General features: G+C 37.9%; 13 protein-coding genes and 1 pseudogene. 13 read left to right on the top strand and 1 reads right to left on the bottom strand.

The annotated features are described in order from the left end of the window. Nucleotides 1–18: 18 nt before the first annotated feature. The 8 genes from ACQKII_RS10665 (at nt 19) to ACQKII_RS10630 (ending at nt 6,350) form a co-directional block, all read left to right on the top strand. Nucleotides 19–786: a heptaprenyl diphosphate synthase component 1 gene (locus tag ACQKII_RS10665; protein WP_427459019.1), complete on the top strand. Its 768-nt coding sequence runs from the start codon at nt 19–21 to the stop codon at nt 784–786. A 14-nt stretch (nt 787–800) separates the two neighbouring features. Then, complete coding sequence (locus tag ACQKII_RS10660) at nt 801–1,505, top strand: demethylmenaquinone methyltransferase (protein ID WP_427459017.1); 705 nt, start codon at nt 801–803, stop codon at nt 1,503–1,505. A gap of 19 nt (nt 1,506–1,524) precedes the next feature. Then, complete coding sequence (gene hepT / locus ACQKII_RS10655) at nt 1,525–2,499, top strand: heptaprenyl diphosphate synthase component II (RefSeq protein WP_427459015.1); 975 nt, start codon at nt 1,525–1,527, stop codon at nt 2,497–2,499. A gap of 86 nt (nt 2,500–2,585) precedes the next feature. Further along, nucleotides 2,586–3,002, top strand: a complete 417-nt coding sequence (gene ndk, locus ACQKII_RS10650) for a nucleoside-diphosphate kinase (protein ID WP_427459013.1) — start codon at nt 2,586–2,588, stop codon at nt 3,000–3,002. 115 nt (nt 3,003–3,117) lie between these two features. Next, entirely contained in the window at nt 3,118–3,282 is a 165-nt protein-coding gene (locus ACQKII_RS10645; RefSeq protein ID WP_427459011.1) for a hypothetical protein, read from the top strand. Nucleotides 3,283–3,298: 16 nt separating this feature from the next. After that, nucleotides 3,299–3,637 carry a tyrosine-type recombinase/integrase gene (locus ACQKII_RS10640; protein ID WP_427459066.1) on the top strand — a complete coding sequence of 113 codons (339 nt, stop codon included), beginning with the start codon at nt 3,299–3,301 and terminating at the stop codon, nt 3,635–3,637. 556 nt (nt 3,638–4,193) lie between these two features. Further along, nucleotides 4,194–4,679: a hypothetical protein gene (locus ACQKII_RS10635; RefSeq protein WP_427459008.1), complete on the top strand. Its 486-nt coding sequence runs from the start codon at nt 4,194–4,196 to the stop codon at nt 4,677–4,679. Nucleotides 4,680–5,732: 1,053 nt separating this feature from the next. Continuing rightward, nucleotides 5,733–6,350: a hypothetical protein gene (locus tag ACQKII_RS10630; RefSeq protein WP_427459006.1), complete on the top strand. Its 618-nt coding sequence runs from the start codon at nt 5,733–5,735 to the stop codon at nt 6,348–6,350. A gap of 362 nt (nt 6,351–6,712) precedes the next feature. Here the strand turns inward: ACQKII_RS10630 and ACQKII_RS10625 are convergent, their stop codons facing one another. After that, complete coding sequence (locus tag ACQKII_RS10625; protein WP_427459005.1) at nt 6,713–7,258, bottom strand: hypothetical protein; 546 nt, start codon at nt 7,256–7,258, stop codon at nt 6,713–6,715. 387 nt (nt 7,259–7,645) lie between these two features. Here ACQKII_RS10625 and ACQKII_RS10620 point away from each other — a divergent pair, with 387 nt between their 5' ends. The 5 genes and pseudogenes from ACQKII_RS10620 (at nt 7,646) to ACQKII_RS10600 (ending at nt 13,100) form a co-directional block, all read left to right on the top strand. Continuing rightward, nucleotides 7,646–9,157 carry a class I adenylate-forming enzyme family protein gene (locus ACQKII_RS10620; protein ID WP_427459003.1) on the top strand — a complete coding sequence of 504 codons (1,512 nt, stop codon included), beginning with the start codon at nt 7,646–7,648 and terminating at the stop codon, nt 9,155–9,157. A 12-nt stretch (nt 9,158–9,169) separates the two neighbouring features. Continuing rightward, nucleotides 9,170–10,318, top strand: coding sequence for a thiolase family protein (locus tag ACQKII_RS10615; protein ID WP_427459001.1), 1,149 nt, complete (start codon nt 9,170–9,172; stop codon nt 10,316–10,318). Between the two features lie 14 nt (nt 10,319–10,332). Further along, entirely contained in the window at nt 10,333–11,100 is a 768-nt protein-coding gene (locus tag ACQKII_RS10610; protein ID WP_427458999.1) for a 3-hydroxyacyl-CoA dehydrogenase, read from the top strand. Between the two features lie 127 nt (nt 11,101–11,227). After that, a pseudogene (locus tag ACQKII_RS10605) lies at nt 11,228–11,422 on the top strand (acyl-CoA dehydrogenase family protein); the annotation flags it as partial. A gap of 52 nt (nt 11,423–11,474) precedes the next feature. Then, nucleotides 11,475–13,100 (top strand): long-chain fatty acid--CoA ligase, encoded by a 1,626-nt coding sequence (locus ACQKII_RS10600; RefSeq protein WP_427458997.1) that lies wholly within the window; start codon nt 11,475–11,477, stop codon nt 13,098–13,100. The last annotated feature ends 431 nt before the right edge of the window (nt 13,101–13,531 follow it).

Raw genomic sequence — 13,531 nt, 5'->3', positions numbered from 1 at the left:
TGAAATGGAGTAAGGTCTATGAATGCAACATACATTCAAAATTCAATTGCACAGTTAAAAACAGAGATTTTCATGGATGTTCGTCATAGAACTTTGCAAAAATACACAGGGGTGCCTGTGCTCGATGAAAATCAATTGTTTTACTTGTTAGTTCCCTTTTTGAATGGTGAAGAGTGGCAACAAGAGCAAAGAGAAGCTGCAACTACTGTTGGAATTGTGTACGCAGCCCTAGCGGCTCACGATCATATAAAAGAATTAGATGCCACTTCAAAAGAACAGCAGTTAACCGTATTGGCTGGGGACTTTTATAGTGGTCGTTATTATGAGATTTTGGCGATGTCGGGAAATGTCGCATTGATACGAAATTTGTCACAAGGTATTGTGTCGCGTTGCGAGCATCAAATTAAAGTGTATGAGGCTGAAAAGCGTACGGTTGAGCAATGGTTTTCTTCAATAAGCAATATTGAATCAGGTTTAATCGCGCAGTTTTTTAAGCTCTACGCATTTAATGAATATGAACCGATTATAGAAAAGAGTTTATTAATTTTACGCTTGGAAAGAGAATGGCTTTCTTACCAACGTGGACAGGTATCCTTAATGAGTAAAGTGCTTGAACAAAGTGCGAAACAGGCAGGCGCGACCTACAACAGCGTTATGCAAGACAAGATTGTGCGCTTAAAAACAGAGTTGTTGCAGTTTTTAGACCAAGCATCATTTTTACATAGTGATGTGAAACAAGCTCTACAAGCGCGCGTAGAGGCATCCATCGCCTCTACTAACGGATAAGAGGGGTTTTAAAAATGGCTAAATCGAAAGAAGAGCACGTACACGAAGTATTTGAAAGCATTTCGGAAAGCTATGACAAAATGAATGGTGTTATCAGCTTCCAGATGCATGTAGGCTGGCGCAATGATACGATGAAGCGTATGGCCGTAAAACCTGGCTCGAAAGCTTTGGATGTTTGTTGTGGTACGGCAGATTGGACAATCGCCTTAGCAGAGGCAGTTGGAGAACAAGGTGAAGTAAAGGGTTTAGATTTCAGTAAAAACATGCTGAAAGTCGGAGAACAAAAAGTAATACCATATCCGCAAATTGAACTTATACAAGGGAATGCAATGGAATTACCGTTCCCGGACGACACATTTGATTATGTGACGATTGGTTTTGGGCTTCGTAATGTACCAGATTATTTACAAGTGTTAAAAGAAATGCATCGTGTCGTAAAACCAGGCGGAGTGGTTGTTTGTTTAGAGACATCGCAATCTGAAATCCCAGGTTATCGACAACTATTCCGATTTTATTTTAAATATATCATGCCGATATTCGGTAAGATGTTTGCGAAAAGTTATAAAGAATATTCTTGGTTACAGGAATCCGCAAATGATTTCCCAGGCATGAAGAAGTTAGCGGCAATGTTTGGACAGGCAGGTTTAGAAAAAGTAACGTACAAAGCATACAGTGGTGGTGCTGCGGCAATGCATATGGGCTTTAAAAAAGTACGTTAATGGGGGAAGGTTTTCACGCGTGGAAAAGATGAAGTTAAAACTACTCTATTCCGATTTGAAATCAGATATAGAAATCATCGAACAAGAATTAGAAACAGCGGTGAACTCGTCTTCACATTTGATTAATGATGCTTCTCTCCATTTATTACAAGCTGGTGGCAAACGGATACGACCAATTTTTGTGTTGCTTGGCGCGAAATTTGGCGATTATAATATCGAAAAGATGAAAGATGTGGCTGTGCCTCTAGAGCTCATTCACATGGCGTCACTAGTGCATGATGATGTGATTGATGATTCCGATATGCGAAGAGGACGTCCAACTGTCAAATCGCAATGGAATAACAGAGTAGCGATGTACACGGGCGATTTTATTTTTGCACGTGCACTTGAATATATTACGAAGCTCGAAGACCCACTTGTGCATCAAATTTTGGCACGTACGATGGTGGAAATTTGTAACGGTGAAGTCATTCAAATTGAAGATAAATTTAGATTGGATCAGGGCTTAAAAGATTATTTCAGACGTATTAAACGAAAAACGGCTTTGCTGATTTCTTCGAGTTGTGAGCTTGGTGCAGTGGCAGCAGGCGTTGATGCAAAAACGGTGAGCCATTTAAAACGCTTTGGCTATTTTGTTGGCATGAGCTTCCAAATTATTGATGATGTTTTAGATATCATGGCAACAGATAAAGAATTAGGGAAGCCTGCAGGTAGTGATTTATTGCAAGGTAACATTACATTGCCGATTTTATTGTTAAAAGATGATCCACAGATGCAACCTTATTTAGCGAAAGTGTTTGCAGGTACGTTAACGGAGCCTGAACGTCAAAAAATGTTGCATTATGTGCGTAAATCTGATGCAATTGCACAAGCTAATAAAATGAGCGATAAATATTTGAAAAAAGCATTGCAAGAAATAGATGCATTACCAAAACATCCTGTAAAGAAAAAGTTACGAGACATCGCTTTATTCATGGGTAAGCGTAAATTCTAGCTTTTTGTTGTACAAATGCTCATTTTTTGTTAATATTTATCGGTAGGTGTAAAACCTGTTAGACGAATTTAAGGAGTGTTTTAAACATGGCAATTGAACAAACTTTTTTAATGGTTAAGCCAGATGGCGTAAACCGTCAAGTAGTAGGTGACATCGTTGATCGTTTTGAACGTCGCGGTTTTGAAATGAAAGGCGCTAAATTAATGGTAATTCCACAAGAATTAGCAGAGAAACACTATGCTGAGCATTCTGAACGCCCATTCTTCGGTGAATTAGTAGAATTCATCACTTCTGGTCCAGTTTTCGCTATGGTATGGGAAGGCGAAAACGTTATCAAACTTGCTCGTACAATGATGGGAGCAACTAAACCAGAAGAATCTAACCCAGGTACAATCCGTGGTGACTATGCAACAACTGTATCTCACAACATTATCCACGGTTCTGACTCTCTTGCTTCTGCAGAGCGTGAAATTGGTTTATTCTTCGGTGAAGATTTAGCTTAATTTTATAACTAAAGTAGAGTAGCGAAAAAACTACGAATAGAACTAAATAAAAAAATCATCGATTTTTCGATGTAACTTTTACCTTCTAACAAAAAAATGTTAGGGGGTTTTTTGTTTGTCAAAATCATTCAATAAAGTTAATTCGAACATTGATTTACGACTTCTTTCAATAAAAACTGAGGAAGAACAAAATGAATCAAATCAAACAAATGACAATCTGTTTAATACTGGTTACTTTGAAATAGCTGATAAAAGAAATATTAAAATTGAACAACTCTAAAAATATTGAATCAACAGTGAAGATAAAACGACTTATAGCGGTATTCGTGATTTACAAGTCGGGAATCCGAATTAAAACGTTAGATGAATTAAGAATGAAAAATATCGACTTTGACAATAAGCTTTTAACTTTGTCAGGGGAAATAATGAAGTCGCATAGATCATTAATACTTTCTTTAGATGATGAGATGTGTACTTTGTTAAAAGAGTTAATTAATATCAATGACCAAATTAAAAAAGAATACAAAGAAAAGAATGATTATATTTTTCTTTCAAATATTGGAGTGCTAATTTCAAACACTGTCTCTCCCTTTAATTTGATAAGTAAAAATTTGTGGGGATATAGTAAGAGATGAAATTTTGCAAATGTGGATCCTCATTCAATTCGTAGATTATACGCCCAGAATTAGTGAAACGTGGATCAGATATAAATTTGGTATCTCACGCATTGGGTCATTCAGATTTATCAACAACCACAAGGTATTTAGAATTAGATGCTGATACAGTAGCAAAGAATTTACGTGATTTTTTATAACCAAATAAAAAGAACCACCATTAACAGTAGGATATGCATTTAAACGTATGTAGAAGGGCGTGTAACGAATGACAATTCGTTTTTGGGGAAAGGGGAGAGGAAATAAATGATTTACTCGAGATAGAGCATTTTGACAAGGCATACATTACTGATACTTTAAATGACGGATTGATGAAACTAAAATGCTTGTCTATGTCTATGTTTTTATTTTTTAGTTGTAGATTTAGGCAAGCAATTTGCACTTAACCGAAGTCCTTAACGCTATATTTAATTTGCAAATTAGTATAATTTTGAATGATATCTTTAAATTTTAATTACTTTTTATTGAATATATGGTACTATTCATCCGTATGTATACTATTGGTGGAGGGATTATTTTGTTGAAGAGAAGTTTATTACTTTTTTTAGTTATGACAGCTGCTTTACTAACTGCTTGCGGTGGAGGAAGAGATATTGCCAGTGTTGAAACTGCAATTTTTGGTCATTGGGTTTCAGAGTCAGATGATCCAGAATTTGAAGATACTCATTATTACATAAGCAAAGAAAAAGTTATTACGGTTGCAGGAGGTACGAAATCTATATCGGATTACAAAATATCTTCAACTAACGAAAAGGAAAAGTGGATCGAAATAATAGTAGATGGACAAGAAGATTCAGGTGGTATAATGAGAAGACTAGAATTTACGAATGATGACATGACCGAATTAGAAAATCCATTTAAGATGAGCGATGTCATTGTATCCTCAGATAGAGCAGATAGCGAAGAAAGACAAGAACTTTTTGATTTTGCTGAAAATTTATTAGGAGATACTGAATTTAAATCGACTTGGAAGTATGTAGATGACTTAACAGAACCGAAATAATATGATAACTAAAACAGATGAAGAGTAGAAGGAGTAATTCCAACTACTCTTTTTTGTCATTCTCATTTGTGAATAGCACTTATCTACAAGCTGTTAAAGCAAGTGGTGTACAACTAGGTAGACCAAAGTTAGATAATGATAAGGTTAAAACTGCATTGAAATTGTATGATAGCGGAGATTAAAGTGTAAAAGAGATTATGGCACAAGTTGGTATCTCACAAGGTAAACTGTACAAAGAAATCAATAAACGTAAAATACAGTCAGCACAATAAATAAAATTATCGAGTGTAGCATTCTATCGTCGCACTTGTTCCATCTAAAAATTAAACTAAAGGAGAATGAACATGCAGACATATCAAATTAATGTACCAGCGCACACTCAATCAATAACTGATCCAACACATTTTTATTTAGTAGTTGATCGTGAGCATGATTTAATTAATAATTAATCTATCAGCAGTCAATTGTAATTTTAGCTACACAATGAGTATTAGTTTATCGAGAGATGCTAAAAATTTTTAACTAATTAACATGTTTAATGCAGAGATGAAAGCACATATTGTACAGCAAATTGTTTCGATAGTTTTATAAGCAAATTAGGGTGTATGCAGATGATGCAGCACTCTTTTTTTATTTTTCTACAGAAGCGGAACGCGTTGATTTAATAGGATTTTAGAATCTACTATTAAAAGAATCATTTTATAGTGTGAATGGATACTAAACATACGTTTTAAGTATCATACAGTTTTTGTAGAATGACTTTAAAGGTATTAATGAATAGTTCCCTTCTATAAGTTAAAGTATTCGTATGAATTGTTGTGATTACTAGAGAGCTATGTATATATCATGTACCGCTTCAAGAAAATAAAGGGGCGGTAGTTTACATTAATTGATGATATGTTGCTTTAACAGATTACCGTACTTGTTCTAATCACACAGGATGAGTAATTTTGAATATTATAGAACTACATAGTATTTATTATTTTACCTCCTTTATTTTCCTTTTAAATGTGCTTGTAGTAATATAATGAGAAATAGAAAGGGGATTTTTGCTTGAAAAAATTATTACCGATCCTTGTGGTGATTTTGTTTGTTATAGCAGGAGGAACAACGTATTTAGCTTTTAGCGCTTATAAGGATTATAAAGAACCAATCCCGCATTCAAAAAATAATACAACTAATGTAGATGAAGCAATTAATGCATCGAACGTAAATGAAAATAACACAGTACAAAGTAGTTCAGAAAAAGTTATGAAAGAAGAGTTTATTGTTTTTAAAGCTGGAATAGAGCGATTCACACATGATTATGATTTATTATGGTCGGAATTTGAAGCCATCAGTGATCAAGTAGATTTATATCCAAATTTGTATTCACAAGAGTTAATTGATATTAGTTCGAAGTATCAATTGTTGTCAAGTAGCGTACTTAAAGAAACTGAGTACATGCAAATGTCTTCATCGTATTGGGAAAGCATTAGAGAAGAAGTTTTATATCCATTGCAAGAAGCGGCTCTTGCTAGAGGAAATGCGATGTATGCAGTAATGAGAACTTCAACTGGTGCAGAAGATGCTACACATATTGTAGTGGAGCAAATGCAAATTAGTAATGAAAAAATGGTAGACGCAATAGCTAATCTACAAGTGTTGGAAGATGAAATAGGATATGAATAACCTGAAATTATACTTACCAAAAATCAACTTTGACAACTTACTCTTTTGGTTAGGATGTTTTATATTGCCCTCCTTGATTATCTGTGGAAGGTAGGTGTTATATGAGTTGAATCATATAAGTGGATTTGAGTGAAAAGAAATCACATTACAAATTGTTTCACAGAGAGACAATGACTATTTAGACGTTTTTTTAAAACGATGTGTTATTAAAAGAACGTAAGAATAAAACTAAAGATGTTGAAAGTTGTGATTATGAAATGTTTAAATTTGAAATTTATTACGATTTAGGTGATGAAGTAGCCCTACACATTATTTAACAGGTAGGGCTTAATAAGATATATATTAATTTAAAAAATATAGGTTCATTCCTCTTCTCCGAAGATATTTAAACTATATTTTTCTGAAAGAGTTTTAATATTATCCCATGATTCATTTATTTCACTTAAAGAATTCTCATACTCTTCTTTAGCGTTTTGAATATAACCTTGACTTGTTGCATCGACTAAACTAGTTGTTGGGGTGTAATGAGAGAGTTTTTTTGTTTCAAAATCATCTATTGCATCTAAGACTTCTTTTTCTTCTGGTGAACTTGTTTTAGGATTGAAATCTATTTTTATATCTGAATAATTTGTTGCATCTTCATAAAATACTAGCTGTTGTGCAAGGGATTCTTTTATTTCATCGCTAGAATTTAGCCATGAATGTGATTGAGATTGATGTAAATTAATCAAACTAATAATATTTTTTTCTTCTATGTTTTTATATTCCCATTCTACTTTAATATATTCTCTTAAATCAGCGACAAATTGATCATCGAAACCTGTCTCGTTTTCTTTACTACAAGCAGATAAAAGTAAGATAGAGAGTAAACTTATTAATAGTAGTATTCCCGTTTTATTACATTTCATATGTATTCCTCCTGAAAATATATATTTCTTTATATCTTTATATGGTAACATAGTAATAAAATAGAAAAAAGCTTGTTGCTAATTCGCTTAAACAGAGAAAGGTGAATGTTAATGGGTGAGAAAATGAAACAGTTTGGGCTGTTTCTCAGATTCACTTGCTTCTGTAGAGCGTGAAATCGGCTTATTCTTCGGTGAAGATTTAGTTTAATTATAACGAAAACTATTAATAAAATTGGAAGCTGTCTAAAATTTGGGCAGCTTCTTTTTTGTGCTGTTAAATGGCTTGTCATACTTCATAAAGTGACATCAATTTTTGTTATTGTTAGAAAATTTAGTTTATTGTACAATAATTACTGGGATAAACTAAATTTTAGAAGGTGGGATATCATGAATTTAACAACACCATTAATGTTACATGCACATCGAACGCCACAAAAAGTTTGTTTAGTTTATCAAGAAAAAGAGTATACGTATCAGTCATTGAATGAGGAAGTCAATTGCTATGCAAATGGATTAATAGCACATGGAATTAAAAAGGGCGATAAAATCGCAGTCTTTATGAAAAACTCCGATGATTTTATCATTGCTGCCTATGCGGTTTGGAAAGTTGGTGCCGTTCTTGTCCCTATCAATTTTCGCTTAACTGCAACGGAGCTAAGTTATATTTTGGGCCAATCAGACAGTGTTTTAGTACTAGCAGATGCAGAGTTGGAGGATGTTTGTAAAGAAGCCTGTGCCTCGTTAGCTTTATCAATAACTATTGCTATTACACCAGAAACCTTTACGGAAGGTCTCCTATCATTCCGAGAATTGCGTACAAACAATATTGATGAACCAGGTGTTACTATTGCACCGCTTGATGATGCAGAGATTTTATATACATCCGGTACAACCGGCAAACCAAAAGGGGCGCTATTTGATCATAATACGATATTAAATGTGAATGTTGCCTACAATCAAATTGCAAGATTAGAAGAGGAAGATTGCTATCTTTTAGTTGCACCAATATTCCATTCTGCAGGAATGAATCTGATTTTCCTTACGACGATGTTAACTGGAGGAACGTTGGTTGTACAACGTGACTTCCATCCTGTGGAAGCTTTAAAGGCAATTGAAAAGCATAAAGTAACAGCGTTCTTTGGTGTCTCAGCTATGTATAATGCTATTTTACAAGTGCCAGAGAAGTCCTTTGATTTATCCTCTATTCGTTTTTGTGCTTATGGTGCTGCACCAATGTCACCGACACTTGTAGAACAATCGATGGCATATTTCGGTACAAATCAGTTTTATAATTATTGTGGTCTTACTGAAGCCGGTCCTGGAGGTATCTTTTTATCACCAGAGCAACATAAAACGAAACTTGGGGCAGGCGGAAAGTCGATGCCACTTACAAATGCACGTGTTGTAAATGAGCAGATGGTGGATGTTGTACCAGGGGAAATTGGTGAATTAACTCTTCGTGGTGCTACTTTAATGAAGGAATACTATAAAAAACCAGAGGATACCAAAAAAACCTTTGTGAATGGTTGGTTGTTAACAGGTGATTTAGCAACAATTGATGAAGAAGGCTTTATTACAGTGGTCGATCGTAAAAAAGATATGATTATTTCGGGAGGAGAAAACGTTTACTCTATCGAAGTAGAACAAGTAATCAATGGTCATCCCCAGGTGCTTGAAGCGGCGACAATCGGTGTGCCTGATGAACAATGGGGTGAGGTTGTAGCTGCAGTAATTGTAGCGAAACCAGGTGAAACAGTAAATGAGGGCGAACTTCAACAATATTGCCGTAAAAGCCTAGCTGGCTATAAAGTGCCACGGAAATTTTTCTATGTGGAGACACTTCCACGAAATGCATCGGGGAAAATATTGAAATATCATTTACGCGAAACGATACAGTAAAGGGGATTTTTTATGAGAGAAGTTGTGATTGTAGCAGCTGTTCGTACAGCGATCGGGAGAAGAAAAGGGGCATTAAAGGGTGTACGTGCAGATGATTTAGCAGCGGACATATTGCAGGAAGCTGTTCGTCGTGCAGGTCTTGATAAGGGGCAGGTGGAAGATGTTATTTTGGGCTGTGTCACGCAAACAGGTGAACAAGGAGCCAATATTGCACGAACGGCATTGCTGATGGCAGGCTTTCCCGAGACGGTACCAGGAGTAACCATTGACCGTCAATGTGGCTCGAGTCAACAGGCGGTGCATTTTGCAGCGCAAGCTATCTTAGCAGGGGATATGGATGTTGTTATTGCTGGCGGTGTAGAGAGTATGACTCGTGTGCCGATGTTTTCCAATATGGACGATGCCCATAAAGGAAATCGCTTACAAGAAAACCATATCATTATTCATCAAGGCCTATCAGCTGAAAAAATGGCAGAGAAATGGGGACTTACGAAGGAGACATTGAATGACTATTCATTCAACAGTCACAGACGAGCGCTAGCTGCGATTGAAGCAGGTCGTTTTGAGGAGGAAATAATGCCTGTTAAAGTGACCCAAGAGGACGGTACGGTAACAGTGTTTGAGGTCGATGAGGGGCCTCGGGTTGAAACAACGGTGGACATATTAAATGGGCTAAAAACGGTCTTCCAGGAGGATGGGGTAATAACAGCGGGTAATGCTAGCCAAATGAGCGATGGTGCATCCGCTGTGGTAGTCATGTCGTTAGAAAAAGCACAAGAGCTTGGTATTCGACCGCTTGCCAAAATTGTCACGCGAGTTGTGGTTGGTTCAGACCCTACACTTATGCTAACTGGACCAATTGAAGCTACTAGACGAGCACTTGAACGGGCAGGACTGACAATTGATGATATTGATACGTATGAGGTGAATGAAGCCTTCGCGCCTGTACCGCTTGCATGGCTCCATGAAATTGGGGCAAATCCAAAAAAGTTAAATCCTGATGGGGGAGCCATTGCACTTGGGCATCCACTAGGTGCAACCGGCACAAAGCTGTTAACAACGATGCTATATCGTATGGAACGGGAAAATCTGCGCTATGGCCTGTTAGCAATTTGTGAAGGTATGGGAATGGCAAATGCCACTATTATAGAAAAACTGTAAAGGAGTTGTGTTTGATGAAACTACATGAGGTAGTAGCTGTTGTTACGGGTGGCGCGTCAGGTTTAGGAGAAGCAGTAGTCCGAAAAATTGTGGAAGATGGCGGAAAGGCAATTATTTTTGATGTGAATGATGAGCGTGCAAATGCACTCGTCCAGGAGCTAGGTGGAAATGTTCAATATGCACGTGTTGATGTCTCAAAAGAGGTGGATGTTTCAGCAGGGCTTGAGCAGGCGATAGCAGCATTCGGCTTCATTAATGTTGCAGTTAACTGTGCAGGGATTGCCAATGCGAGTAAAGTACTCTCCAAGCGTGGTGTGCATGCACTCGATATGTTTGAAAAGGTCATTTCTGTCAATTTAATTGGGACGTTTAATGTTATTCGACTTGCCGCTGAAAAAATGGAGCATAATGAGCCCGATACTGATGGTCAACGAGGAGTCATTATTAATACTGCATCTGTAGCGGCTTTTGACGGGCAAATTGGACAGGCTGCTTATAGTGCTTCTAAAGGTGGTGTAGCGGCGATGACATTACCAATTGCGCGCGAGCTTGCGGATATTGGTGTACGTGTAATGACAATTGCACCAGGATTAATTGATACGCCGATGTTTGCAACATTACCAGAGCAAGCAAGAACAGCGCTTGGAGCGATGACACCATTTCCAAAACGCCTCGGTAAGCCATATGAATATGCATTACTTGTGGAAAGCATCATTCATAACTGTATGTTAAATGGTGAAGTCATTCGCTTAGACGGCGCTATTCGAATGCAGCCAAAATAAGGAAGGGCGCTGATGAGGTATCGTTTTGAAACGGAGGAACATGTACTTTTCCGTGCAACGGTGCGTAAATTTTTACAAAAGCATACAGAGCCCTACATTGATATAAGGAGAAGGATATTGTCACCAGGGGTCTATGGCGAGATATTGGCTTACAGAAAATGCAAGACAGGTGACTGCACAATGTATGCAGCTTCACGGTGGCTATGGCTATATGGAAGAGTATAAGATTGCTAGAAGATATCGAGATAGACTTGTTACATCGATTTACGCAGGTACAAATGAAATCATGAAAACGATTATTGCCAAAAATATCGGTTTGTAGCAGCAATCATCCTGGGACGTTTCAAAACTTATAAATGAAATGGAGCGATCATATGCATATGATGGACACACCTTTATTACTCACGAGTTTTTTGAACCGAGCAGAGCGTTATTTTCATGCAAAGAAGATCTATTCTCGTACAAGCCCTACAACGATCCACGAGTTTACCTACAAAGAATATGTAAAACGTACGCGTAAATTAGCAGATGCCCTCACGAAAATTGGGATGGCACGTGGCACGAAGGTTGGCACCTTTGCATGGAACCATCATCGTCATTTAGAGGCTTATTTTGCCGTACCATGTGCAGGAGCCGTGTTGCACATGATCAATATTCGAATGACACCTGAGCATATCGCCTATGTCATTAATCATGCAGAGGATGAAATTTTACTAATTGATGATAATTTAGTACCACTGCTTGCACCGATTGCTTCACAACTCACAACAGTAAAGCATTTTATTGTGATGGGGGATAATGTAGCGTTAGATAGTGTGCCATTACCGAACGCACTATCCTACGAGGAAATACTTGCCGAAGCAAGTGAAGATTATTCTTTTCCAGAGAATGTAGATGAAAATGCACCTGCTGGCATGTGCTATACAAGTGCAACAACGGGTATGCCAAAAGGTGTGGTCTATACACATCGAAGCATTGTGCTCCATAGTATGGCGGCTGGACTTTCTGATAGCATTGGTGTATGTGAAAATGATGTCGTGCTACCTGTTGTGCCAATGTTTCATGCTAATGCATGGGGCTTGCCATTCGCCAGTGTCCTATTCGGAGCGACGCAAGTATTACCGGGACCTATGTTTACACCGCAGCTTTTACTCGATTTATTTGCACAATATAAAGTGACATTAACAGCAGGAGTGCCGACAATTTGGCTAGGTGTGTTACAGGAGCAACGAAATAATCCACGTGATTTATCATCGTTGCGCTCGATTGTATGTGGTGGCTCTGCATCACCAATGGGACTGATTCGTGGCTTTGAGGAGGAGGGCGGTATTCCGTACTATACAGGCTATGGTATGACGGAGACATCCCCGCTCGTGAGCTTGTCTACTTATTTATCGCATATGCAAGACTATTCATCGGACGAAAAAATGCATGTTCGCGTCACACAGGGGATTACAATGCCACTTATTGAAACACGAGTTCTTAACGAAAATGGTGAGGTTCCTTGGGACGGCAAAACAATGGGCGAAATTACGATAAGAGGTCCATGGATTGCGGCGGAATATTATAAGGATGAGCGCACGAAAGAAGCCTTTAAGGACGGCTGGCTCTACACGGGTGATATCGCGGTTATAACACCAGACGGCTATATAAAAATTACCGATCGCACGAAAGATTTAATAAAGAGTGGCGGCGAATGGATTTCATCAGTTGAGCTTGAAAATGCATTGATGTCACATGAAAAGGTATTTGAAGCGGCGGTCATCGCCATTCCACATGAAAAATGGCTCGAACGACCATTAGCTTGTGTTGTGCCAAAGCCGGAGTTTAAAGATACGATTACAAAAGAGGAGCTAATTGATAGCTTACGCAATCAATTCCATAAAACGTGGATTCCTGATGATGTGGTCTTTTTAGATGAGGTACCGAAAACGTCAGTTGGAAAATTCATGAAGGTCAAGCTTCGTGAGGATTTAAAAGATTTTCGAGTAGAAGTTTAACTTCAGTCAGTAGAAGAATCTCACCAAGACAGTTGGTGAGAGGAAAAGTCCTTTTGTATTGGAAGTTGGACGAGTCGTTTTGCATCCATACGCTAACTTATCTGCATCTTGAGACACCTATGCACAATTCAAAACTCGTTGTGTGTGGTTGCGATGATGAAATCCAAAGGGGCTGTCCAAAAGTGAAAATAGTATGCTAGGAGTACTCCTAGTATGCTATTTTTTGATATAAAGGTAAAAATCCGCGTAGACTCCTGCGGGAAAGCAAGAGCACGAGACCCAGCAGGGAGCGTTAAGTGGAACGAAGTCTAAAGTCGTCACGTCCTGTGACAACGCCTTCGTGACCAACATCCTGTTTGCTGACGCTACGCTTTCGCACATAAAAACACTTGTTGCCCTGATGCGGCGCGAGCCTTGCCCGCGGAAAGCGT

It is taken from the genome of Lysinibacillus sp. NPDC048646, from assembly GCF_050272295.1.
Taxonomy (GTDB): Bacteria; Bacillota; Bacilli; order Bacillales_A; family Planococcaceae; genus Lysinibacillus.
Note: the sequence above shows the minus strand (reverse complement) of the source record. Positions and strands in the feature narration are given on the sequence as shown.

Bases quoted from the DNA above. Each gene is read 5' to 3' on its own strand.
- ACQKII_RS10665 (WP_427459019.1), top strand. From the start codon at position 19: ATGAATGCAACATACATTCAAAATTCAATTGCACAGTTAAAAACAGAG.
- ACQKII_RS10660 (WP_427459017.1), top strand. From the start codon at position 801: ATGGCTAAATCGAAAGAAGAGCACGTACACGAAGTATTTGAAAGCATT.
- ndk (WP_427459013.1), top strand. From the start codon at position 2,586: ATGGCAATTGAACAAACTTTTTTAATGGTTAAGCCAGATGGCGTAAAC.
- ACQKII_RS10625 (WP_427459005.1), bottom strand. From the start codon at position 7,258: ATGAAATGTAATAAAACGGGAATACTACTATTAATAAGTTTACTCTCT.
- ACQKII_RS10620 (WP_427459003.1), top strand. From the start codon at position 7,646: ATGAATTTAACAACACCATTAATGTTACATGCACATCGAACGCCACAA.
- ACQKII_RS10615 (WP_427459001.1), top strand. From the start codon at position 9,170: ATGAGAGAAGTTGTGATTGTAGCAGCTGTTCGTACAGCGATCGGGAGA.
- ACQKII_RS10610 (WP_427458999.1), top strand. From the start codon at position 10,333: ATGAAACTACATGAGGTAGTAGCTGTTGTTACGGGTGGCGCGTCAGGT.
- ACQKII_RS10600 (WP_427458997.1), top strand. From the start codon at position 11,475: ATGCATATGATGGACACACCTTTATTACTCACGAGTTTTTTGAACCGA.